This is a genomic window from Pseudomonas sp. CFBP13528 (assembly GCF_005233615.1).
Taxonomy (GTDB): domain Bacteria; phylum Pseudomonadota; class Gammaproteobacteria; order Pseudomonadales; family Pseudomonadaceae; genus Aquipseudomonas; species Aquipseudomonas fluorescens_AM.
In genome coordinates, this window is sequence record NZ_QGAJ01000001.1 from 23,164 (window position 1) to 45,030 (window position 21,867).

At 60.7% G+C, this 21,867-nt stretch carries 21 protein-coding genes; 8 read left to right on the top strand and 13 right to left on the bottom strand.

All coding sequences use genetic code 11. From position 1 onward, the window contains the following. Positions 1-3: 3 nt before the first annotated feature. The 5 genes from PspCFBP13528_RS00110 to PspCFBP13528_RS00130 all read right to left on the bottom strand — a co-directional run bounded on the left by PspCFBP13528_RS00110 (position 4) and on the right by PspCFBP13528_RS00130 (position 4,373). On the bottom strand, positions 4-1,233 hold the full coding sequence (locus tag PspCFBP13528_RS00110) for a spore maturation protein (protein WP_005783476.1): 1,230 nt from the start codon (positions 1,231-1,233) through the stop codon (positions 4-6). Positions 1,234-1,331: 98 nt separating this feature from the next. Beyond that, entirely contained in the window at positions 1,332-2,663 is a 1,332-nt protein-coding gene (gene gltP, locus PspCFBP13528_RS00115) for a glutamate/aspartate:proton symporter GltP (RefSeq protein WP_057725679.1), read from the bottom strand. 712 nt (positions 2,664-3,375) lie between these two features. Further along, on the bottom strand, positions 3,376-3,843 hold the full coding sequence (locus tag PspCFBP13528_RS00120; RefSeq protein WP_065953409.1) for an inhibitor of vertebrate lysozyme family protein: 468 nt from the start codon (positions 3,841-3,843) through the stop codon (positions 3,376-3,378). Positions 3,844-3,845: 2 nt separating this feature from the next. Beyond that, the gene (locus tag PspCFBP13528_RS00125; protein ID WP_003187386.1) at positions 3,846-4,010 is read right to left on the bottom strand and encodes a DUF1328 domain-containing protein; all 165 of its coding nucleotides are present in this window, start codon (positions 4,008-4,010) and stop codon (positions 3,846-3,848) included. A gap of 78 nt (positions 4,011-4,088) precedes the next feature. Next, a complete protein-coding gene (locus tag PspCFBP13528_RS00130) occupies positions 4,089-4,373 on the bottom strand; it encodes a hypothetical protein (protein ID WP_137199445.1) in 285 nt (94 codons plus the stop codon). A gap of 401 nt (positions 4,374-4,774) precedes the next feature. Between PspCFBP13528_RS00130 and algB the strand changes: the two genes are divergently transcribed. Both algB and PspCFBP13528_RS00140 read left to right on the top strand, forming a co-directional pair. After that, positions 4,775-6,121: a sigma-54-dependent response regulator transcription factor AlgB gene (algB, locus tag PspCFBP13528_RS00135; protein WP_057725682.1), complete on the top strand. Its 1,347-nt coding sequence runs from the start codon at positions 4,775-4,777 to the stop codon at positions 6,119-6,121. 10 nt (positions 6,122-6,131) lie between these two features. After that, complete coding sequence (locus tag PspCFBP13528_RS00140; RefSeq protein WP_065953407.1) at positions 6,132-7,919, top strand: ATP-binding protein; 1,788 nt, start codon at positions 6,132-6,134, stop codon at positions 7,917-7,919. Between the two features lie 36 nt (positions 7,920-7,955). Here the strand turns inward: PspCFBP13528_RS00140 and PspCFBP13528_RS00145 are convergent, their stop codons facing one another. The 6 genes from PspCFBP13528_RS00145 to PspCFBP13528_RS27730 form a co-directional block, all read right to left on the bottom strand. Beyond that, positions 7,956-8,732 carry an N-acetylmuramoyl-L-alanine amidase gene (locus PspCFBP13528_RS00145; RefSeq protein WP_101220822.1) on the bottom strand — a complete coding sequence of 259 codons (777 nt, stop codon included), beginning with the start codon at positions 8,730-8,732 and terminating at the stop codon, positions 7,956-7,958. Between the two features lie 89 nt (positions 8,733-8,821). Further along, positions 8,822-10,879: a GGDEF domain-containing protein gene (locus PspCFBP13528_RS00150; protein WP_137199446.1), complete on the bottom strand. Its 2,058-nt coding sequence runs from the start codon at positions 10,877-10,879 to the stop codon at positions 8,822-8,824. Next, a complete protein-coding gene (locus tag PspCFBP13528_RS00155) occupies positions 10,876-11,754 on the bottom strand; it encodes an endonuclease/exonuclease/phosphatase family protein (protein ID WP_065953404.1) in 879 nt (292 codons plus the stop codon). Before PspCFBP13528_RS00155 ends, PspCFBP13528_RS00150 begins: the two co-directional genes overlap by 4 nt. Before the next feature lie 10 nt (positions 11,755-11,764). Further along, positions 11,765-12,400, bottom strand: coding sequence for a thiol:disulfide interchange protein DsbA (gene dsbA, locus PspCFBP13528_RS00160; RefSeq protein ID WP_065953403.1), 636 nt, complete (start codon positions 12,398-12,400; stop codon positions 11,765-11,767). A 168-nt stretch (positions 12,401-12,568) separates the two neighbouring features. Beyond that, complete coding sequence (locus PspCFBP13528_RS00165; protein ID WP_065953402.1) at positions 12,569-13,180, bottom strand: c-type cytochrome; 612 nt, start codon at positions 13,178-13,180, stop codon at positions 12,569-12,571. A gap of 33 nt (positions 13,181-13,213) precedes the next feature. Next, positions 13,214-13,360, bottom strand: coding sequence for a cytochrome C (locus tag PspCFBP13528_RS27730; protein ID WP_083218076.1), 147 nt, complete (start codon positions 13,358-13,360; stop codon positions 13,214-13,216). A 268-nt stretch (positions 13,361-13,628) separates the two neighbouring features. On the opposite strand from PspCFBP13528_RS27730, the gene yihA reads away from it, so the two are divergent. Continuing rightward, a complete protein-coding gene (gene yihA / locus PspCFBP13528_RS00175; RefSeq protein ID WP_042943980.1) occupies positions 13,629-14,270 on the top strand; it encodes a ribosome biogenesis GTP-binding protein YihA/YsxC in 642 nt (213 codons plus the stop codon). 269 nt (positions 14,271-14,539) lie between these two features. On the opposite strand, the gene polA is transcribed toward yihA, so the two are convergent. Continuing rightward, positions 14,540-17,335: a DNA polymerase I gene (gene polA, locus PspCFBP13528_RS00180; RefSeq protein ID WP_137199447.1), complete on the bottom strand. Its 2,796-nt coding sequence runs from the start codon at positions 17,333-17,335 to the stop codon at positions 14,540-14,542. 74 nt (positions 17,336-17,409) lie between these two features. Between polA and PspCFBP13528_RS00185 the strand changes: the two genes are divergently transcribed. Both PspCFBP13528_RS00185 and PspCFBP13528_RS00190 read left to right on the top strand, forming a co-directional pair. After that, the gene (locus PspCFBP13528_RS00185; protein ID WP_057725690.1) at positions 17,410-17,700 is read left to right on the top strand and encodes a DUF2782 domain-containing protein; all 291 of its coding nucleotides are present in this window, start codon (positions 17,410-17,412) and stop codon (positions 17,698-17,700) included. A 56-nt stretch (positions 17,701-17,756) separates the two neighbouring features. Continuing rightward, complete coding sequence (locus PspCFBP13528_RS00190) at positions 17,757-18,710, top strand: homoserine kinase (protein ID WP_137199448.1); 954 nt, start codon at positions 17,757-17,759, stop codon at positions 18,708-18,710. A gap of 113 nt (positions 18,711-18,823) precedes the next feature. On the opposite strand, the gene PspCFBP13528_RS00195 is transcribed toward PspCFBP13528_RS00190, so the two are convergent. Further along, positions 18,824-19,753 carry a zinc ABC transporter substrate-binding protein gene (locus PspCFBP13528_RS00195; protein WP_065953399.1) on the bottom strand — a complete coding sequence of 310 codons (930 nt, stop codon included), beginning with the start codon at positions 19,751-19,753 and terminating at the stop codon, positions 18,824-18,826. 58 nt (positions 19,754-19,811) lie between these two features. Here PspCFBP13528_RS00195 and PspCFBP13528_RS00200 point away from each other — a divergent pair, with 58 nt between their 5' ends. Genes PspCFBP13528_RS00200 through znuB form a run of 3 tightly spaced genes read left to right on the top strand, consistent with a single transcriptional unit; the run spans position 19,812 to position 21,854 of the window. After that, positions 19,812-20,294: a Fur family transcriptional regulator gene (locus tag PspCFBP13528_RS00200; protein WP_101220827.1), complete on the top strand. Its 483-nt coding sequence runs from the start codon at positions 19,812-19,814 to the stop codon at positions 20,292-20,294. After that, positions 20,294-21,073: a zinc ABC transporter ATP-binding protein ZnuC gene (znuC, locus tag PspCFBP13528_RS00205; RefSeq protein ID WP_065953397.1), complete on the top strand. Its 780-nt coding sequence runs from the start codon at positions 20,294-20,296 to the stop codon at positions 21,071-21,073. Before PspCFBP13528_RS00200 ends, znuC begins: the two co-directional genes overlap by 1 nt. Beyond that, positions 21,066-21,854 carry a zinc ABC transporter permease subunit ZnuB gene (gene znuB, locus PspCFBP13528_RS00210; protein WP_065953396.1) on the top strand — a complete coding sequence of 263 codons (789 nt, stop codon included), beginning with the start codon at positions 21,066-21,068 and terminating at the stop codon, positions 21,852-21,854. The genes znuC and znuB overlap by 8 nt, the downstream gene beginning before the upstream one ends. The last annotated feature ends 13 nt before the right edge of the window (positions 21,855-21,867 follow it).

Below are 21,867 nucleotides of genomic sequence, written 5' to 3' on the forward strand. Positions count from 1 at the left end.
GCCTCAACCAAAGAACCAGTAGCACACCGCAATAGCCGCCACGACCCCCGCGAACTCCGCCAACAACGCACACCCCACCGCATGCCGCGCCCGCTGGATGCCCACCGACCCGAAGTACACCGCCAACACATAAAACGTGGTCTCGGTACTGCCCTGGATCGTCGCCGCCACCAACGCCGGGAAACTGTCCACCCCCTGGGTCTGCATGGTCTCGATCAACATCGCCCGCGCCGCGCTGCCGGAGAACGGCTTGACCATCGCGGTGGGCAGCGCGTCGACAAACCGCGTGTCCATGCCGGTCCAGGCCACCACATGGCGAATCCCTTCCAGGCCGAAGTCAAGGGCCCCGGAGGCACGCAACACGCCCACCGCACAGAGCATCGCCACCAGATAGGGCAGCAGGTTCTTGGCAACGTCAAAGCCTTCCTTGGCGCCTTCGACAAAGGCCTCATACACCTTGACCTTGCGCAAGGCGCCGATCACCAGGAACAGCATGATCAAGCCAAACAACGTGAGGTTGCCAAGGATCGAAGACAACCCGGCCAGCGCCGTGGCGGACAGGGTCGCCAGCAACGCCATGAAGCCACCCAGCACCAACGCGCCGGGAATCAGGTAGGCGAGCACGACCGGGTCCCACAAGCGCAGGCGCTGCATCACCGCTACCGACAGCAGGCCCACCAGCGTCGAGGCGCTGGTGGCCAACAGGATCGGCAGGAACACCAGCGTCGGGTCGGCAGCGCCTTGCTGGGCGCGGTACATGAAGATGGTCACCGGCAACAGCGTCAGCGAGGACGCATTGAGCACCAGGAACAGGATCTGTGCGTTGCTGGCCGTATTGGGGATGGGGTTGAGTTCCTGCAGCGCTTTCATGGCCTTGAGGCCGATGGGCGTGGCGGCGTTGTCCAGGCCCAGGCCGTTGGCGGCGAAGTTGAGGGTGATCAAGCCGATGGCTGGGTGACCGGCGGGCACTTCCGGCATCAGGCGACGAAACAGCGGGCCCAGGGCCTTGGCCAGCCAGTCGACGATCCCGGCTTTTTCGGCGATACGCAGAAAGCCCAGCCACAGTGTCAGGGTGCCGAACAAGAGCACCATGACCTCCACCGACAATTTGGCCATGGCGAAAATGCTTTCCACCATCGCCGCAAAAATCCCGGCGTTACCGCCCACCAGCCATTGCGCCAGTGCTGACACCATTGCCACCACAAAGAAGCCAAGCCACAGGCCATTGAGCATCAGTTAAATCCCCCGAAAGATGGGGCGAATGATAGCGGGGCTGGCAGAAACGACAAACCCCGGAATTATCCGGGGTTTGTGTCAGCGCAATCGAGCGATCAGCCGCGAGTGATCTCGCCGGCCGGCAGCGCCTCTTTGCTGCGCCAGTGCGGCAGCGAATTCCAATAGCGCTCGCCCTTGGCATCGTCGTACATGCCTTCCCAGCGAGAGATAACCAGCACCGCCAGGGCGTTGCCGATCACGTTCAGCGCGGTACGCGCCATGTCCATCACACGGTCGACACCTGCGATAAACGCCAGGCCTTCCAATGGAATGCCCACGCTGCCCAGGGTAGCCAGCAGCACCACGAAGGACACACCCGGAACGCCGGCGATGCCTTTGGAGGTGACCATCAGGGTCAGCACCAGCATCAGTTGTTGGCCGATCGACAGGTCGATGCCGTACAGCTGGGCAATGAAGATCGCGGCGATGCTCTGGTACAGGGTCGAACCATCGAGATTGAACGAATAACCCGTCGGCACCACGAAGCTGCAGATCGCCTTTGGCGCGCCATAGGCTTCCATCTTCTCGATCACACGCGGCAGCACGGTTTCGGAACTGGCGGTGGAGTAGGCAAGCACCAGCTCATCTTTGAAGATGCGCATCAGCTTGAGGATCGAGAAACCGAACAGGCGGGCGATCAGGCCCAGCACCGCAAACGCGAAGAACAGAATCGCGACGTAAACCAGGATCACCAGCTTGGCCAATGGCAGCAGCGAGGCGAAGCCGAAGTTGGCGACCGTCACCGCGATCAGCGCAAATACACCGATAGGGGCGTACTTCATGATCATGTGAGTGACTTTGAACATGCTCTCGGACACGCCCTGGAACATGGTCACCAAAGGCTCGCGCAGTTCCGGCTTGAGGCTCGACAAGCCCAGGCCGAACAGCACGGAGAAGAAGATGATCGGCAGCATCTCGCCACGGGCGACGGCCGCGAAGATGTTCGACGGGATCAGGTTGAGAATGGTCTCGATGAACGCGTGCTCATGCTGCACTTCGGCGGCGGTGGCCTGGTATTTGGAGATATCGACAGTGCCCAGGGTACTCATGTCGATGCCCGCGCCCGGATGGAACAGGTTGGCCAGCAACAGGCCGACCACGATGGCAATGGTGGTGACGACTTCAAAGTAGAGGATGGTCTTGACGCCGATGCGGCCCAGCTTTTTCGCGTCACCCACACCGGCAATGCCGACGATCAGCGAGGAAATCACGATTGGGATGACGATCATCTTGATCAGGCGGATAAAGATATCGCCTGCCGGCTGCAGCACGTTGCTGATCCACCAGGCCTTTTCAGCACTGAAATGGTTGAGCACTGCACCGATCGCGATCCCCAGCACCAAACCGATGAGGATCTGCCAGGCGAGGCTTAGCTTTGCCTTCTTCATGTCATTACCCTTACTTCAAGTGAACTTAAGGCAAATGCGCCAGCTGGACCGCTCGAAAGCGAAAAAGTGTGAGCATCTGCCTCCATGGAAGGTCACCGCAGCGTGGCCGAAATGGCTTACTGGCAGGCGAAAAAAGGCGCAACTATTCCCATGCAAGGCAGCGACGTCTAATGCCGTAAACGCCTACCCTATGCCGAATCGGCATGGCTTTTTTTGAAAATAATTGTCTGAACGGTCAGTTCGAATCCGCCATTGAAGCGGGTGAAACGGCCGTGAAGCTGCCAATTCCGGCTTGCGTAGAGGTAGCTGAGAACTCGGGGTGTTGAGCAGAAATGCCTGGAATATCCGCGGCCTGGCGTAAGAAATAGCCTGTAGCGCTCGGAAAAACTTCTCGATGGATGGTCGCGTCGACACACTACGTAATGATTATCGAGAGGCAAAACGAAGAATGCCAGCTATGAGCGGCATACGTGAGCAATGAGAGTCATAAGCCCGCCGCAAGTTCAGCAAGCTTGAGGACTTGTGAACTTGCGTCGCAGCTTTTCACCTGACCCGGCCCTTGCGCAGGCACTCCCTGTACCCGTAGATCGCGCCGATCCTGATCGATCAGAGCAACCCGACCCCCTGGTCATGCATCGCGCGTGGTGCGCGATGCAAACAGAAAGAAGCGAACTGGCTTCTTTCTATGGACGCCGGCTCCGTAAGACGGAACCTAGTACCAATTCGGATCTTTCTTCAGCTGCTCCATCAGCAGCTTCTGCATGCCTTCATCCGGCTTACCGATAAAACGGTAATCGGCGTGCCGCGTCGGGGATTTGTCCGCCGGCAGGCCGGCCGGGACTTCCACCAACATGGCGTAGGCATCTTCCTTATCAAAGCTGAAGGCGACGATCAGGCGCTTGTTCAGGCAGGTATCTGCCGTTTCACACAGCGGCCCTACCAGATACTTGTCGCCATCCTCTTCGACAGCGTTCATCTGCTCGGCCGTACCCGACAGGTTCATTACCCATTCGGGCAGGCGCTCTTCTTTCTTCACCACGCCTTGCCAGGTTTCACGGTACTGTGGGTCCGCGCTGAGCAATTCATTGGCCCGGGATTGGCCGTCGTTGGCGGCCATCACCAGGCCGCTGCCGCCTAACAGCAGGGCGGCGGCAATGGCTTTAAAAGGCAGAGTGGTCATATTCAGCCTCGGCCTTTACGACCAAAGAAGAACGAAGCGATAAACATCACCAGGAAGACCACAAAGAGAATCTTGGCGATACCCGTAGCCGTACCGGCGATACCACCGAAGCCCAGGACTGCAGCCACAATGGCGATGATCAGAAATGTGATTGCCCAACTCAACATGGTGATTCTCCTTAAGCTTTCATAGAGGTAACAGCGGTGATGCCGTGCGGTCGCTCGGCGCGAGCGACGTTGTGTTGCTTAGAACACCCAGCGTTCTTGAACCGGCAGTTCGCTCAGGGTGGACTCCTGGTCTGCCAATCTCAGTCGCGGGGCGGTTACATCGGCAGCCGTGCTACCAACGGAACGAAAGTGGGTCTGGGTCATGACAGGCCGTTCAAACTGCGGGGCTTGCTGCTGACTCTGCTGCCAATGCTGCATCTGCTGGCCGGCAATCAGCGTGACCATCAAGGCCAGGCTGGCGAACAGACCTTGCTGCACGTACAGCGGCGATACACGCAATTGGCTGAGGCTTTGGCGAGTCATACTGCTTTCTCCCGCATTCTGATTATTCGTTCATGACGCTCTATGCACTACCTATTGCAGAGCGCATGCCAGGTTTTTTACAAAATAAAACCCAATGAAATCAGATAGTTATGAAATACACACAGGTGCGCGTCACAGCATCCTGCACGATACCCTCCCAACAGCCGTGCGAAATGCACGATGGCCAGTGGTCGGGTCGAGGGATCGAAAGCGCCTGAGTGATTGCCGAAGCGCCGAGAAGATATGAAAACGCCACTAGATCGGGCCTTTTACCGGCGCGTGTAGGAAGATGTGCAGATAGCTACGCCACGTTGCCTTTTATCAATCAGAATAAACCATGCAACTTGCCCGATTATTCCGGGACTAAACACCAACATTCACAGTTAAGGAGCGCGGGACAGATGGAATCAGCCAAGGAACTTCAAGGCCGCATTCTTTTAGTGGATGACGAGTCCGCGATCCTCCGTACCTTCCGCTATTGCCTGGAAGATGAAGGCTATACCGTTGCCACCGCCAACAGCGCAGCCCAGGCCGATGCGTTGATGCAACGCCAAGTGTTCGACCTGTGCTTCCTCGACTTGCGCCTGGGCGAGGACAACGGCCTGGATGTATTGGCTCATATGCGTATTCAAGCGCCATGGATGCGTGTCGTGATCGTGACCGCCCATTCGGCAGTGGACACCGCGGTAGATGCCATCCAGGCCGGCGCCGCCGACTATCTGGTCAAGCCCTGCAGCCCGGACCAGTTGCGCCTGGCCACCGCCAAGCAACTGGAAGTGCGCCAGCTCTCGGCGCGGCTGGAAGCCCTGGAAGGTGCGGTGCGCCAGCCCAAGGACGGCCTCGATTCCCACAGCCCGGCCATGATGGTGGTACTGGAAACCGCACGGCAGGTAGCGGGCACCGATGCCAATATCTTGATCCTCGGCGAGTCGGGCACCGGTAAGGGCGAGCTGGCGCGGGCCATTCACGGCTGGAGCAAACGCTCGAAGAAATCCTGCGTGACCATCAACTGCCCATCGTTGACCGCGGAACTGATGGAGAGCGAACTGTTCGGTCACAGCCGCGGCGCATTTACCGGCGCCAGCGAAAGCACATTGGGCCGCGTCAACCAGGCAGACGGCGGCACGCTGTTTCTCGACGAGATCGGCGACTTTCCGCTCACTCTGCAACCCAAGCTGCTGCGATTCATTCAGGATAAGGAATACGAGCGGGTGGGCGACCCGGTTACCCGCCGCGCAGATGTGCGCATTCTTGCCGCCACCAACCTGAACCTGGAAGACATGGTGCGCGACGGCCGCTTCCGTGAAGATTTGCTGTATCGCCTCAACGTCATCACGTTGCACCTGCCGCCGCTGCGCGAACGCAGTGAAGACATCCTGACCCTGGCCGACCGCTTCCTGGCACGTTTCGTCAAGGAATATGCCCGCCCGGCGCGCGGCTTCAGCGATCAGGCGCGCGAAGCGCTGCTCAACTATCGCTGGCCCGGCAACATCCGGGAGCTGCGCAACGTGGTGGAACGCGCCAGCATCATCTGCCCTCAGGAGAAGGTCGAGATCAGTCACCTCGGCATGGCCGAGCAACCGACCAACAACGCACCGCGCATTGGTGCGGCGCTGAGCCTGGACGAGCTGGAAAAGGCCCATATCGGCGCCGTTCTCGCCACCAGCGATACCCTGGACCAGGCTGCTCGCACCCTCGGCATCGATGCGTCGACCCTGTATCGCAAACGCAAACAGTACAACTTATGAGCTGTACCTCATGAAGCTCGCGATGAAACTGCGCACCCGGTTATTCCTGAGCATCTCGGCGCTGATCACCGTGGCCCTGCTGGGGCTGATTCTGGGCCTGGTCAGCGTCATGCAGATGGCCAAGACCCAGGAGTCGTTGATTCGCAGCAATTTCGTCACCCTCGACCTGGGCGTGAAATTGCGCCAGAGCCTGGGCGATCAACTGATCATGATGCTCGAAAAGCGCCCTGATCCGGCCGCCCTGCAAGCCTCCAAACAGCGCTATTTCGACCTGTTGGACCAGGGCATAGCCCATGAACAGCGTGACGGTCACGCCCACGGTTTCGAGCAGGCACGCAAGGACTACCAGAACCTGCTGCAGGCATTTGACGAATCCCAGCAAAACCCGTCTCTGCCGGCCAGCAGGGAAAAGCTCACTGAAACCTTCAATACCCTGCGCAACGGGCTGATCGTCCACCACAAGCTGGCGCTGGAAAATATCAGCACAAGCGAGCATAAATCCCGTGAACGGGCGCTATTGATCGCCAGCTTGATGGGGCTGGTTGGCCTCGCGGTGCTGATCATCGGCTTTGTGACCGCCCATGGCATAGCCCGGCGATTCGGCGCGCCAATCGAAGCGCTGGCCAAGGCTGCCGATAAAATCGGGCAAGGCGATTTCGAAGTGACATTGCCGATATCGACGGCGGCGGAAATGAACCAATTGACCCGTCGCTTCGGCATCATGGCCGAGGCATTGCGCCAACATCAGGCCACCAATGTCGATGAGTTGCTCGCCGGTCAGCAGCGGTTGCAGGCGGTGCTCGACAGCATCGACGATGGCCTGCTGATGATTGACCGCCAAGGCCACCTTGAACACCTCAATCCCGTCGCGCAACGCCAACTGGGCTGGGACGAAGAGCGCCTCGGCCAGGGCCTGGGCGAAGCGCTGGGCCGCCCGGAAATGGATGAACAACTGCAGCTGGTGCTGCGCGGCGGCAACCTGGAGCGGGCGCCGGAAGATCTGGAAGTGGAAGTCGAAGGTGAGCTGCGCCTGCTGACGTACAGCCTGACCCCGGTCAGTCACACCCAGGGGCATATTCTGGGCGCGGTGATGGTGCTGCATGACGTCACCGAGCAACGTGCCTTTGAGCGAGTGCGCAGCGAGTTCGTGTTGCGCGCTTCCCACGAGTTGCGAACGCCGGTAACCGGCATGCACATGGCCTTCGGGCTCTTCCGCGAGCGAGCCAAGTTCCCGGCTGAATCACGCGAAGCGGACCTGCTGGATACGGTCAACGAAGAAATGCAGCGGTTGATGCAGTTGATCAACGATTTGCTCAACTTCTCGCGCTATCAGAACGGCCTGCAGAAACTCACGCTGGGGCCGTGCGATGTCACCGACCTGCTGGAACATGCCCGGGCTCGGTTCGCCGAGCCGGCGAACGCGCAACGTATCGAACTGGTGGTGGAAGCCCAGCCCGACCTGCCACGCCTGTATGCCGACCAGGCGCAACTGGAGCGTGTACTCGACAACTTGCTGGGTAACGCCCTGCGGCACACTGCCGAGGATGGGCAGATTCGCTTGCAGGCGCGACGTCATGGCGAACGGGTGATTATCAGCGTCGAGGACAACGGTGAAGGCATTGCCTACGGCCAGCAAGGGCGCATCTTCGAGCCTTTCGTGCAGGTAGGGCGCAAGAAAGGCGGCGCCGGCCTGGGGCTGGCGCTGTGCAAGGAGATCGTGCAATTGCACGGCGGCCGCATGGGTGTGTATTCGCGGCCGGGGCAGGGAACGCAGTTCTATATGGCCTTGCCTTTGTAAGAACAGGCGCCCTCGCTACCAAAGGCTCGTTATCCTTCAGCGCTGGTTCAAGGCGCGCAGGATCGCCGCACTTTGCGCATCGGGAGTGCCGTCGAACAACGATGGGCGGAAACGCATCTGGAACGCTGCGATGACGTGACGCGTGGCCACATCCAGCTCACCGGTTTGCGGTGTGGGGTAGCCTAGGCGCGCCAGTTCTTCCTGGAACCAGGTGATGCTCGGCAGTTGCGCGGCGTACTGCTGCTGGAATCGAGCCACTGCCTGGGCATCCGGCCAGACCCCCAAGCCCTCATCGGCCAGACGCTTCCATGGGAACAACGGGCCCGGGTCCAATTTGCGCAGCGGCGCGATGTCGCTATGCCCGATGATGTTTTTGGGCTCGATACCGTTACGCTTGCTGATGTCCTTGAGCAACACCACCAGCGACTTCACCTGCGCTTCGGAGTACGGGTACCACACCCGGCCGGTCGGGGTATCGCTATAGCCAGGGTTGACGATCTCGATGCCGATGGAGCTGGAGTTGAGCCAGGTACGCCCCATCCACTCGCTTTCCCCCGCATGCCAGGCGCGCTGGCTTTCATCAACCAGCTTGTAGATCGTGCCTGATGCGTCATCGCCGATCAGGTAATGGCTGCTGACCTGGCCGTGGGTCAGCAGCGCCAGGGAGCGCTCGAGGTTGGCCGAGGTGTAATGCACCACCACAAATTGCACACGATTGTCGTGATTCACAGAGGGATGGCTGGTATTGAGGCGCGGACCGCTGGAGCAGCCGGCAAGCAGAACCACGGCAACGGCGATGAAGAAAGATTTCATAGGAGAAGGCATTACACAAAGGACGATAATGCAACAGTGTAACGTAACGCTGACGGGCAAGCGGTCAAATTACAAATTCAGAACATCTTTTACGCCGCCTGCACCCGATTACGCCCCGCCGCCTTGGCCCTGTAAAGCGCTTCATCGGCGCGCTTGAGTGCCAAGTCACTGCGCTCGCCCGGTTGGAACTGCGCGATCCCCATGGATACCGTGATGGTCACGGGCTCGCCCTTGAAGTGGAACGGGCAAGCCTCAATGGCCAGTCGCAACACTTCGCCCACAGCCAGGGCATCCGCCAAGGCCGAGTCGGGCATCAGCAACACAAACTCTTCGCCGCCGAAGCGCGCAATGAAATCGGTCGGGCGCAGGTGCTTGCGCAGCACATTGGCGATGATCTTCAGGACCTTATCGCCGGCCAAATGGCCGTAGCCGTCGTTGATGCGTTTGAAGTGGTCGAGGTCCAGCATGGCCAGTGACAGGCTGTTACCACGCTGGTGCCAGGCATTGACCTCATGATCCAGGCGCTCACTCCAGGCCGCGCGGTTAGGCAGGCCGGTGAGCGGATCGATCAGCGCCTTCTGGCGCTGTATCTCCAGATGCTCACGATAGCCCTGGGCTTCCTGCTCCATGTTCGCCACTCGCTCAGCCAGGCCCTGGAGGCGCGCAGCCACTTCCTGTTCGCGTTGGTCGCGCTGTTGCCGGTGTTCGTCCATGGTGCCGAGCAAGCCTTCAAGGTGGCTCTCCAGCACCTGCTTGAGGCTGTCCAGATCGGCGGCTTCCTGCACGCTGCTTTGCAGGCCGTCTACCTGTTCGCGAATTTGCGTGTCCAGCTCCCGAGCGGCGGAGCGGCTGTCGGCATGCTCGTCGCTGGCGAACTGCAAATGGCCCTGGAATGCCTCAAGACGCTCGTTGAGCTGTTTAAGGTAAGCCTCGAACTCATGCTGGCCGCTGTCGGTCACCGCCAGCATCAGCACCGCCAGGTCATCGAGGATCGGCAGCAGCTCGTACCAGTTCAAGCCATGGGCCAGGCGCTCGCGCATGGCTTCGGCTTGGGGCCGGTGGTGCTCGGGCAGGGACAGGTCTTCGAGCAGGCCGAGCAAGGTGTCTTCAATATGCTTGGCCACCGAGCTGTAGGAAGGCTCGGGCGAATCGGGCAGGGCGTAGACACCGTCCGGTTGCAGGGCGTCGGGGTCGGGCTCTGCGGTCTCCAATACGGGCGGGAGCGAAAGGCTGCCGATCAGCGTTTCCTCAGGCGTATCGACGGGGTCTTGCGGCGCATCTATAAAAGCCGCGAGCGCGCTTTCGGGCGCATCGTCCTCGGCGGGCGCTTCAGGCGACTCAGGCACCTCGGGTTCGTCAGGCGTGGGCGCGGGTGACGCTTGAACAGGCGCTTCGAACTCAAACGTTACACTGGCCGGCGCCTCTTCCTTGACGGGCGCCGCCGGTTCAGGCAAGGAGGCGGCCGTAGCTGGCGGCAATGGCGCAAAAGCCCGCAATGCCTGGGCCAGCTCCTCCGATTGCGCGGGCTCTGGAGACTCAGGCGCAGCAGGTGGGGCTGCGACAGGTTTTGGCGCAGGAGGTGTCTCAAGCTCGGGCGCTGGCGTTTCGTTCGAAAGCTCCTTGGCACCGAACAAGCGCTGCAATAGCCCAGGCCCGGAGCGCGGCGTTTCGCCATCCGGCCCCAGGTTATGCAGCGCCTGTTCCTGCAGGCTGCTCAACTCGCTGAGCAGCAGCGGGATTTCCCGTGCCTGCCCGACTCGACCGTCAAGCTGCTTGGCGAAGGTCTTCAGCGGGCGCGCCACCTCACGGGGCAGCGGCAGTTTCTGCAATTGCGCGACCAGGGCGGTGAGGGCGGTACTGATCTGGTCGACCCGGGTTTCACGGCGTTGCTCGGAATCCAGTACGGCCTTTTCCAGACGCGGCAGCAGGGCGGCCAGGGCAGCGTCCATGTCATCAGTGCGCACGACATCGCGCATTTCCTTCATGCATTGATCGACAGCGCGGTCAGTACCCTCCGCCGCCAGCGTGCTGCGCACCAGCCCTCGGCGCAGCAGGTCGAGGCGGGCGGCCCAGCGGCGTTCGAGCTTGTCTTGTTGCTCGACACTTTTAAGGTATTTTTCTTTCCAGCGCTGGGCGTCGTCGCTCATGCAAGAGGACCGCCGGTACCGGGGCTCAACGCGGGAAATGCATCAGCCGTCAGCGAACCCGGCAGACGAATCTCCACCGCGACCGGCAAATGATCGGAAATGGGCTGCGCCAGTACCTGCACACTTTCAAGTGTGAGGCTCGGGCTGAGCAGTATATGGTCCAGACAGCGCTGCGGGCGCCAACTGGGAAACGTGGCTTCGACTTGTGGCGCCAGCAAGCCCAGGTCACGCAGCGGGGAGTTCTGCAGCAGGTCGTTGGCGTGGGTGTTCATGTCCCCCATCAACACTTGGTGCTTGTAGTTGCCAATCAAGTCGCGCACATAGGCCAACTGAAGGTTGCGCGTACGCCCGCCGAGCGCCAGGTGCATCATCACCACCACCAGGGCTTCCGGGCCTTCGCCGAAACGCACCAGGATCGCACCACGCCCCTTGGGACCCGGCAACGGGTGATCCTCGATGACCGTCGGCTTCAAGCGACTGAGCACGCCATTGCTGTGCTGCGCCAGGCGCCCGAGGTTGCGATTGAGTTGCTGGTACCAGTAGGGGAAGGCACCGAGCTGGGCAAGGTGTTCCACCTGGTTGATGTAGCCGGAGCGCAGGCTGCCGCCGTCGGCTTCCTGCAGAGCGACCAGGTCGAAGTCGCTGAGCAGGTCGCCGATTTTCTGCAGGTTGCTGGTACGCCCCTTGTGCGGCAGCAAGTGCTGCCAGCCACGCGTGAGGTAGTGCCGATATTTCTCGGTACTGTTACCCACCTGAATATTGAAGCTGAGCAGGCGCAAGCGGCTGTCTGCCGGCAGGCCTGTGGACTCCAGGTGATGTTCGTTGACCTGCGGGTCATGCCGGCCAACGACACGTTCGGTACCCCAGCGACGCATGGCGAGCCCCTTACTTGGCTGCGCGCTCTTTGGCGATCAGCTGGTCGGCGACATTGAGGGTTTGTTCAGGGCCACCGGTACTGCCCAGGTCGAAACGGTACTTGCCGTTGACGATCAGGGTCGGTACGCCTTGCACGCCATACTTCTGCGCGAGTTCCTTGGCCTGTTTGATCTGGCCCTGGATGGCAAAGGAATTGAAGGTGGCCAGGAACTTGTCTTTGTCGACGCCCTGGGTGGCGACGAAGTCAGCCATTTCGTCTGGCTTGGTCAGGCGCTTGCCTTCTTTCTGGATCGCGTTGAATACCGCGTTGTGGACCTTATGCTCCACACCCATGGCTTCCAGGGTCAGGAACAGCTGGCCGTGAGCATCCCATGGGCCGCCGAACATGGCCGGAATGCGCTTGAAGTTCACGTCCGTCGGCAGCTTTTCGGCCCAGGGGTTGATGGTCGGTTCAAAGGCGTAGCAATGCGGGCAGCCGTACCAGAACAGCTCCACCACCTCGATTTTGCCGGGCACCGACACCGGGACCGGGTTAGTCAATTCAACGTAGGTTTTACCGGCTTCAAGCGGCACGTCGGCGGCTTGCGCGGTCATGCCGAAGAGACTGGCAGTGACGAGAGCGGCGCTGAGGATCAGATTACGCATGCTTTACTCCTGGACAAATAAAGTCGCCTCACGCGACCTTTAGGTGTGACAGGTCTACGCGGACATGAGTTCGTTAGTGTAACGGCAGCGGCCACAAAAAAGGGCGGCCTTGGCCACCCTTTTTATGCTTGCATCGATGGATTAATCGAGCGTTAACGTTGCAGGCTGTCAGTGCAAGCCCTGGATGTAACTGGAGATTGCTGCAATGTCTTCATCACTCAATTTGCGGGCGATGGTGCGCATGGTCATTGCGTCGCCATCATTGGCCCGGCCGGCTTCTTCCTTGCGGAAATCGGTCAGCTGTTTGGCGATGTAGGCAGCGTGCTGGCCGCTCAAGTGCGGGAAGCCGGCGGCGGCGTTGCCTGCGCCATCGGGCGAATGGCAGCCAGTGCAGGCGGGCAGGCCCTTGTCCAGGTCACCGCCACGGAACAGTTTCTCGCCACGAGCGACCAGTTTCGGATCAGCAGCTCCCACACTGCCTTTCTGGCTGGCAAAATACGCCGCGATGTCAGCGATGTCCTGATCACTGGAGTTGGCCAGCAAGCCGGTCATTTCCAGCACCACGCGCTTGCCATCCTTGATGTCGTGCATCTGCTTGGCCAGGTAACGTTCACCCTGGCCTGCCAGTTTGGGAAAGTTCGGCGCCGGGCTGTTACCGTCCGGTCCATGGCAAGCACCACACACGGCGGCTTTCGCCTGCCCCGCGGTAGCGTCGCCTGCAGCATGGGCAACACCGGTGATGCCCAAGGTCAACAGCAGACTCACGATCAGTTTGTTCATCAGCTAATCCAACTACGGCTAAGGGTTTAAGAGTTATCTACCGGGTTTACTCACCATCAACTCATTGATGGCCTGGTAATCCTCAGTACTGCAGTCCATGCACAAACCACGCGGCGGCATTGCCTTGAAACCCCGGGTCACGCGTTGCATCAGCGTAACCACGCAAACTCGGTTGTACAGCGCTTCCGGTTCCTGTGTAGCCTGAGCGTCTTACAGGCGCGATCAGGACACCGAAGCGAGTCACCATCAGGTCATACATCGACCTTTTCAGGGTTTGAGAGCGTTTTGCGTTCTAATGCGCAATAAAGGTCTTTTCGCTCCCGTGAACTTCATCCTTCGCTGGGACAAAGCACACACAAAATCTGCGGCATTATATACTGGCGCTACTGAAACGGAAACGACACCGCTTGCCGCACCCTTTTTCGGCACCGCTCACATCGGAAAACTCATGCAACTCAAGAATCCCATCCTTGGCCTGTGCCAACAGTCCACCTTCATGCTCAGCGCCGCCAAAGTGGACCAATGCCCCGATGACGAAGGCTTTGAAGTCGCCTTTGCCGGCCGTTCCAACGCCGGCAAGTCCAGCGCACTGAACACGCTCACCCATGCCAGCCTGGCGCGTACCTCGAAAACCCCGGGTCGCACGCAGTTACTCAATTTCTTCAAGCTAGACGATGATCGGCGTCTGGTCGACCTGCCGGGCTACGGTTATGCAAAAGTCCCTATCCCGCTGAAGCTGCACTGGCAGCGTCACCTGGAGGCTTACCTGGGTGGCCGGGAGAGTTTGAAGGGTCTGATCCTGATGATGGACATTCGTCATCCAATGACCGATTTCGACCTGTTGATGCTCGATTGGGCAGTCGCCAGCGGCATGCCGATGCATATCCTGCTGACCAAGGCCGACAAGCTGACCTACGGCGCGGCCAAGAACACCCTGCTCAAAGTGCAGTCTGAAATCCGCAAGGGTTGGGGCGATGCGATCACCATCCAATTGTTCTCCGCGCCAAAGCGCATGGGCCTGGAAGACGCCTACACCGTACTGGCCGGCTGGATGGAATTGGCGGACAAGGGCGCGGAAATCGCCGAATAACTTTTCTGCAGGCAAAAAAAACCCCGGACTTCGTATGGGGAGGGGAAGTTCGGGGTCCAAGTTCCGGACCGCTAGGGCGGGGCCCGGATATCTGCCAACACTTAACACAACATAGGAGCATTGAAGGGCTTCACCACCCATTCAGTAACTCTGAGTGTCAGTTCACAGGTTAAGTTCCGGCAAGCTCGAAAAACACTTGGAAATAACTGACGGCGGCTTCCGATCCAAAGCGCTTCGCCATCACCCGTTGCGATGGCGAAGCAGCAGGATCAATGGGCCTCGTCCCAGTTATCGCCAACGCCCACGTCCACCACCAGGGGTACGTCCAGCTGAGCCGCAGCGCTCATGTGCTCGCGAATTCTCTCGCTGACCTCGGCGACCAGATCCTCACGGACTTCCAGTACCAGTTCGTCGTGCACCTGGAGGATGACCTTGGCATCCAGGCTCGACTCGGTCAGCCAGTTGTCCACCTTCACCATGGCTTTTTTGATGATGTCCGCTGCCGTGCCCTGCATCGGCGCGTTGATCGCGGTGCGTTCTGCCGCTGCGCGCTCCTGGGGCTTGTTGGAGTTGATGTCCGGCAAGTACAGGCGCCGTCCGAAGAAGGTTTCCACATAGCCCTGGTCCGCTGCCTGGGCACGGGTGCGCTCCATGTACTCGCGCACCCCGGGGTAGCGGGCGAAGTACACATCGATATAGGCCTTGGCGGTCTTGGTGTCGACGCCAATGTCCTTGCCGAGCTTCTGGGCGCCCATGCCATAGATCAGGCCGAAGTTGATCGCCTTGGCGCTGCGGCGCTGGTTGGAGGTGACCTCGGTCAATTCAACCTTGAAAACTTCGGCAGCCGTGGCGGTGTGCACGTCCAGGTCGTTGCGAAAGGCATTCATCAAGCCTTCGTCCTTCGACAGGTGCGCCATGATCCGCAGTTCGATTTGCGAGTAGTCCGCCGCCAGCAGCTTGTAACCCTTGGGCGCGATAAACGCCTGGCGAATGCGTCGCCCCTCGGCCGTGCGCACCGGGATGTTCTGCAGGTTTGGATCGCTGGAAGACAGACGCCCGGTCGCCGCCACCGCCTGGTGGTAGGACGTATGAATACGCCCGGTACGCGGGTTGATCTGTTCCGGCAGGCGGTCGGTGTAGGTGCTTTTGAGCTTGCTCATGCTGCGGTACTGCATGAGTACCTTGGGCAACGGAAAATCATCCTCGGCCAGTTTGGCCAGCACTTCTTCGGCGGTGGATGCCTGCCCCTTGCCGGTCTTTTTCAGTACCGGCATGCCGAGTTTCTCGTAGAGAATCGCTCCAAGCTGCTTGGGCGACCCCAGGTTGAATTCCTCGCCGGCGATTTCAAAGGCCTGGCGCTCCAACTCGACCATCTTGTTGCCCAGCTCGATGCTCTGGATGCCCAGCAGCTCCTTGTCCACCAGGGCGCCCTGGCGCTCGATACGCGCCAGCACCGGCACCAGCGGTATTTCAATATCCGTCAGCACACTGGCCAGGCTCGGGATCGCGGTCAACTTCGCGTGCAGTTCCTGATGCAGGCGCAAGGTCACGTCGGCATCTTCGGCCGCGTAGGGCCCGGCTTGCTCCAGGGCGATCTGGTCGAAGGTCAGCTGCTTGGCGCCCCTGCCGGCGATGTCCTGGAAACTGACGGTGGCGTGGTCCAGGTACTTCTTTGCCAGGCTGTCCATGTCATGGCGGGTCGCGGTGGAGTTCAGCACGTAGGATTCGAGCATGGTATCGAAGGCGATGCCGCGCACGGTGATGCCCTGCGCCGGGTCGCCACCGATGGCGCAGTTGGCCAGGATGTTCATGTCGAACTTGGCGTGCTGGCCGACCTTGAGCTTGGCCGGATCTTCCAGCAAGGGCTTCAAGGCCAGCAGTACGGTGTCGCGGTCCAATTGCTCCGGCGCGCCCGTGTAGGCATGCGTCAGCGGGATATAGGCGGCTTCGTGGGCCTGCACCGCAAACGAAAGCCCTACCAATTGGGCCTGTTGGGCGTCGATCCCGGTGGTCTCGGTATCGAAGGCAAACAACGTCGCGTCGTGGAGTTTCTTCAGCCACAGATCGAACGTGGCCTGGTCAAGTATGGTGGTGTACACCGTCTCCACGGGCACTGCGATAACCGCCTCGGCAGGCACCTCGGCGGCAGGTGCAATTTCGTTGGCCGCCTTGAGTTCGACACGCTTGCTATCGCGCTGAATCTCGTCGTACCAGCTCTTGAACTCAAGCAGCGTGTACAACTCCAGCAACTTTTCGCGATCGGGCTCGATCAGGTGCAAGTCGTCCAGGCCGATGTCCAGGGGCACGTCGATTTTGATCGTCGCCAGCCGATAGGACAGGAACGCCATCTCCTTGTGCTCTTCCAACTTGGCCGGCAGCGTCTTGGCGCCACGAATCGGCAGGGTCGGCACAATGTCCAACTGCTCATACAGCTCTTTCAGGCCGCCATTCACCCCCACCAGCAAACCGGAGGCGGTCTTCGGACCAATGCCGGGAACGCCAGGGATGTTGTCGGAGGAGTCGCCCATCAACGCCAGATAATCGATGATCTGCTCCGGAGCGACGCCGAATTTCTCCTTTACGCCCTCGATGTCCATCGAGCTACCGGTCATGGTGTTGACCAAGGTAATGTGCCCGTCCACCAGTTGCGCCATGTCCTTGTCGCCGGTGGAGATCACCACCGGGCGGTCAGCGGCGGCGCTGCTGCGGGCCAGAGTGCCGATCACATCATCGGCCTCGACGCCTTCGACGCACAGCAACGGGAAGCCCAGGGCGATCACGCTCTGGTGCAGGGGCTCGATCTGCAGGCGCATGTCATCGGGCATGCTCGGGCGATTGGCCTTGTAGTCGGCGAACATTTCATCGCGAAAGGTCCCGCCCTTGGCGTCGAATACCACGGCGAACGGGCTGTCCGGGTATTGCCTGCGCAGGCTCTTGAGCATGTTCAACACGCCCTTGACCGCACCGGTCGGCAGGCCTTTGGAGGTGGTCAGCGGTGGCAGCGCGTGGAAGGCGCGGTACAGATAAGAAGAACCGTCCACCAGGACGAGGGGCGCTTGGCTCATGAGCAGGATCAACCTTTTCGGCGGGTCAGGCGCTAGAATAGCCGGACCAATGAAAACAAAGGGACAAGGTTATCATGCGTACATTCAATCGCCTGCTGTTCACTGGCTTGATTGCACTTGCTCCGATGGCTGCCATGGCGGCAGACGATGCCCCGTCGGGAGATCCGGAAGTGACCATTCGCACGGAGGGCGACAAGACCATCCAGGAGTACCGTCAAAACGGCTTCCTGTACGCCATCAAGGTAACGCCAAAAGGGGCTCCACCGTATTTCCTGGTACGCGCGGATGGAACCGACGCGAACTTCATCCGTTCTGACCAGCCGGATATGCTGATCCCGTCATGGAAGATCTTCGAATGGAAATGATTCCCTAATTTCAACCGGCGCTGCCCTGAGCGGCGCCCGTAATGGCAGTTTTAACCATGTCTGTGTTCACCCCCCTGGCTCGGCCCGAGCTGGAAACCTTTCTTGCCCCTTACGGGCTCGGCCGCCTGCTTGATTTCCAGGGGATTGCCGCCGGTAGCGAAAATACCAATTTCTTTATCAGCCTGGAGCAGGGCGAGTTCGTCCTGACCCTGGTCGAGCGGGGCCCCGTGGCAGAAATGCCGTTCTTCATCGAACTGCTCGACGTGCTTCACAACGCCGACCTGCCGGTGCCATACGCCCTGCGCACTACCGACGGTAGCGCTTTGCGCGAACTCAAGGGCAAACCTGCCTTGCTGCAACCGCGCCTGGCCGGCAAGCACATCAAGGACGCCAACGCCCAGCATTGCGCCCAGGTCGGCGACCTGCTCGGCCACCTGCACCTGGCAACCCAGGGCGACAAGGTACTGGAACGCAAGACCGATCGCGGGCTGGACTGGATGCTCAGTGAGGGTGCAAAGCTGATTTCGCACCTCAACGACGCACAACAGCGCCTGCTGCGGGACGCATTAAACGAGATAGAAGCCCACAAGGCGCAGATTCTCGCCCTGCCGCGCGCCAACGTTCATGCCGACCTGTTCCGCGACAACGCGATGTTCGAAGGCACGCACCTGACCGGCCTGATCGACTTCTACAACGCCTGCTCGGGGCCGATGCTGTATGACGTCGCCATCGCCTTGAATGACTGGTGTTCGGACGCCCATGGCGTGATTGATGGGCAACGCGGCCGCGCGCTGCTGGGCGCTTATGCGGGGTTGCGGCCGTTTACCGCCAAGGAAGCCGAGCTATGGCCGACCCTGCTGCGCGTGGCGTGCGTGCGGTTCTGGCTGTCGCGCCTGATCGCAGCCGAGTCGTTTGCCGGGCAGGATGTGCTCATCCACGATCCTGCCGAGTTCGAGCTTCGCTTGCTGCAACGCCAACAGGCCACTGTGCATCTGCCGTTCGCGCTCTAAAAAAGTGTGGGAGGGGGCTTGCCCCCCGATGACAGTGGGTCAGTCACTGATGTATTCACTGACACTCCCTCATCGGGGGCAAGCCCCCTCCCACACTTGATTTACGGCGACTGTCAGAGTGATTCAAGGCACCCGGCCAGGTCGTTGCCCAATTTCTCCAGCACCTGCTCATAACCCTGAGCAGTGGCCGGGGTGTAGCCGCCCAGCGCATCCAGCTCTGCCAATTTAACCGGCAACCCGGCAACCAATGTTTCAGCCAATCGTGGCCGCAACGGCGGCTCGCTGAACACGCAAGTCTTGCCCACTTCCTGTAACCGCGTACGCATCGCCGCCACATGCTGGGCCCCGGGCTGCACTTCGGCGGCAACGCTGAACACGCCGGCGTGCTTCAAGCCGTAAGCGTCTTCGAAGTAATCAAAGGCTTCGTGAAAGACAAAGTAAGGCTTGCCTTCAACGCCTGCCAGACGCTTTTTCAGGCGTATATCCAGCGCATCCAGGCGACCCTCGAAGGCTTTGGCGTTGCTCTGATAACGCTCGGCGTTGGCCGGGTCGGCCGCACTGAGGTCAGCCGCCATCCGCGCGGCGATGACGCGCGCGTTCACCGTCGACAACCACAGATGCGCATCGACGCTGCCAGGGCGATGATCGTGATCATGCTCGTCGGCTTCGTCGGCATGGGAGTGGCTATCTTCGCCGAAACGGCGCAGTTTCATGCCTGGCAGATCCTGCACGGCCACCGTCGCAGCCGTGCGGCCCTTCAGCACACGCGGCAGGAACGTTTCCATGTCCGGCCCGATCCAGTACAGCAAGTCGACCGACTGCACGCGCCGTACGTCGGATGGGCGCAATGCAAAGTTATGCGGCGACGCACCCGGCGGCAGCAACACCTCTGGAACGGCCACCCCGTCCTGCACAGCCGCGGCGATCAGTTGCAGCGGCTTGATGCTGGTCAGCACCTTGACCTCGGCCTGAGCGGCGCCAGCCACGAACAAACTGGTGACAAATACGACAAAAACGGGAAAAAGTCGGGACACGATGACCACTCAATGGCGTAGGAACAGGTAACATAATAACGTCTCTATCAAATATCTGTCGCCGCTCATGCCTATAACACCGCTTGCCAGCCGTCCCCATGACCATTCCCACTGCGTTCACAGCGCGCTGTCGGAGGCCGACACCCTATGCGCGCAGAAGGGCTTGCGCCTGACCGCGCTGCGTCGACGCGTGCTGGAGCTGGTGTGGCAAAGCCACAAGCCGCTGGGCGCCTACGACATCCTCGGCGTCCTCAGCGAACAGGACGGCCGCCGCGCCGCGCCGCCTACGGTTTACCGTGCGCTGGATTTCCTGCTGGAAAACGGCCTGGTGCACCGTATCGCCTCGCTCAATGCCTTTGTCGGCTGTAACCACCCGGAACACGCGCATCAGGGCCAGTTCCTGATTTGCCGCGAGTGCCACGCCGCCATTGAGCTTGAACAGAAAAGCATCAGTGATGCCATCATCAAAAGCGCCGCCGAAGTCGGCTTCAGCGTCGAAGGGCAAACGGTCGAAGTGGTCGGCCTGTGCTCGGGCTGTCAGGGGGCTTGATGAGCAATGCGTTAATCCGCCTGGAGCAGGTGGGGGTCACGTTCGCCGGGCAACACGTGCTGGACAACATCGCGCTGAGCGTGGAGCCGGGGCAGATCGTTACTCTGATCGGCCCCAATGGCGCCGGCAAAACCACCCTGGTGCGCGCCGTGCTGGGCCTGCTCAAGCCCGATCGCGGCAGCGTGTGGCGCAAGCCCCGGCTGCGCGTGGGCTATATGCCGCAAAAACTGCACGTGGACCCCACATTGCCGCTGTCGGTATTGCGTTTTCTGCGCCTGGTGCCGGGTGTCGACCGCGCGCGCGCGCAGGCGGCGCTCAAGGAGGTCGGCGCCGAACAGGTGATCGACAGCCCGGTGCAGAGCATCTCGGGCGGCGAAATGCAGCGCGTGCTGCTGGCCCGCGCCCTGTTGCGCGAGCCTGAGCTGCTGGTGCTCGATGAGCCGGTGCAAGGCGTCGACGTCGCCGGTCAAGCCGAGCTGTACAGCCTGATTACCCGTTTGCGCGACCGCCATGGCTGCGGCGTGCTGATGGTCTCCCACGACTTGCACCTGGTGATGAGCACCACCGATCAAGTGGTCTGCCTCAACCGTCACGTGTGCTGCTCCGGCCACCCCGAACAGGTCAGCGGCGATCCGGCGTTCGTCGAGCTGTTCGGTAAGAACGCCCAGAGTCTGGCGATTTATCACCACCATCACGACCACGCCCACGATCTGCATGGCGCCGTTGTCGATGACGCTTCTACCCCCCACGTTCATGGAGATAGCTGCAAGCATGGCTGATTTTCTGCTCTACGCCCTGCTGGCAGGCTTGGCTTTGGCGTTGGTGGCGGGCCCGTTGGGTTCGTTCGTGGTCTGGCGGCGCATGGCGTACTTTGGCGACACGTTGTCCCATGCGGCGTTGCTGGGCGTGGCCATGGGCTTCCTGCTGGACGTGAGCCCGACCATCGCCGTAACCGTCGGCTGCCTGCTGCTGGCGGTGTTACTGGTGACGCTGCAACAGCGCCAGCCGCTGGCGTCCGACACGCTGCTGGGCATCCTGGCGCCGAGTACCTTGTCCCTGGGCCTGGTAGTACTGAGCTTCATGCATGAAGTGCGCATCGACCTGATGGCCTACCTGTTTGGCGATCTGCTGGCGATCAGCCCTACCGACCTGGCATGGATCCTCGGCGGCAGCGCGGCGGTGCTGGTGGTACTGGTGAGCCTGTGGCGCCCGTTGCTGGCGATCACCGTGCACGAGGAGCTTGCAACGGTCGAAGGTTTGCCCGTGCCGGCCCTGCGCCTGGCGTTGATGCTGTTGATCGCGGTGGTGATCGCTGTTGCGATGAAGATTGTCGGCGTATTGTTGATTACCTCGCTGCTGATCATTCCAGCCGCCGCCGCTCAGCGCCATGCGCGTTCGCCGGAGCAAATGGCCATCGGCGCCAGTCTGCTGGGCATGCTGGCAGTGTGTGGGGGCCTGGCGTTGTCATGGTTCAAGGACACGCCGGCCGGGCCGTCGATTGTGGTGTCGGCGGCCGCCCTGTTTCTGCTGAGTTTTGTCCTGCCCCGTCGAGGGGTGTAGACTTGCTCGCTTT

Coding starts and splice junctions, on each gene's coding strand:
- PspCFBP13528_RS00110 (WP_005783476.1), bottom strand. CDS start 1,233: ATGCTCAATGGCCTGTGGCTTGGCTTCTTTGTGGTGGCAATGGTGTCA.
- gltP (WP_057725679.1), bottom strand. CDS start 2,663: ATGAAGAAGGCAAAGCTAAGCCTCGCCTGGCAGATCCTCATCGGTTTG.
- PspCFBP13528_RS00120 (WP_065953409.1), bottom strand. CDS start 3,843: ATGACCACTCTGCCTTTTAAAGCCATTGCCGCCGCCCTGCTGTTAGGC.
- PspCFBP13528_RS00125 (WP_003187386.1), bottom strand. CDS start 4,010: ATGTTGAGTTGGGCAATCACATTTCTGATCATCGCCATTGTGGCTGCA.
- PspCFBP13528_RS00130 (WP_137199445.1), bottom strand. CDS start 4,373: ATGACTCGCCAAAGCCTCAGCCAATTGCGTGTATCGCCGCTGTACGTG.
- algB (WP_057725682.1), top strand. CDS start 4,775: ATGGAATCAGCCAAGGAACTTCAAGGCCGCATTCTTTTAGTGGATGAC.
- PspCFBP13528_RS00140 (WP_065953407.1), top strand. CDS start 6,132: ATGAAGCTCGCGATGAAACTGCGCACCCGGTTATTCCTGAGCATCTCG.
- PspCFBP13528_RS00145 (WP_101220822.1), bottom strand. CDS start 8,732: ATGAAATCTTTCTTCATCGCCGTTGCCGTGGTTCTGCTTGCCGGCTGC.
- PspCFBP13528_RS00150 (WP_137199446.1), bottom strand. CDS start 10,879: ATGAGCGACGACGCCCAGCGCTGGAAAGAAAAATACCTTAAAAGTGTC.
- PspCFBP13528_RS00155 (WP_065953404.1), bottom strand. CDS start 11,754: ATGCGTCGCTGGGGTACCGAACGTGTCGTTGGCCGGCATGACCCGCAG.
- dsbA (WP_065953403.1), bottom strand. CDS start 12,400: ATGCGTAATCTGATCCTCAGCGCCGCTCTCGTCACTGCCAGTCTCTTC.
- PspCFBP13528_RS00165 (WP_065953402.1), bottom strand. CDS start 13,180: ATGAACAAACTGATCGTGAGTCTGCTGTTGACCTTGGGCATCACCGGT.
- yihA (WP_042943980.1), top strand. CDS start 13,629: ATGCAACTCAAGAATCCCATCCTTGGCCTGTGCCAACAGTCCACCTTC.
- polA (WP_137199447.1), bottom strand. CDS start 17,335: ATGAGCCAAGCGCCCCTCGTCCTGGTGGACGGTTCTTCTTATCTGTAC.
- PspCFBP13528_RS00185 (WP_057725690.1), top strand. CDS start 17,410: ATGCGTACATTCAATCGCCTGCTGTTCACTGGCTTGATTGCACTTGCT.
- PspCFBP13528_RS00190 (WP_137199448.1), top strand. CDS start 17,757: ATGTCTGTGTTCACCCCCCTGGCTCGGCCCGAGCTGGAAACCTTTCTT.
- PspCFBP13528_RS00200 (WP_101220827.1), top strand. CDS start 19,812: ATGCCTATAACACCGCTTGCCAGCCGTCCCCATGACCATTCCCACTGC.
- znuC (WP_065953397.1), top strand. CDS start 20,294: ATGAGCAATGCGTTAATCCGCCTGGAGCAGGTGGGGGTCACGTTCGCC.
- znuB (WP_065953396.1), top strand. CDS start 21,066: ATGGCTGATTTTCTGCTCTACGCCCTGCTGGCAGGCTTGGCTTTGGCG.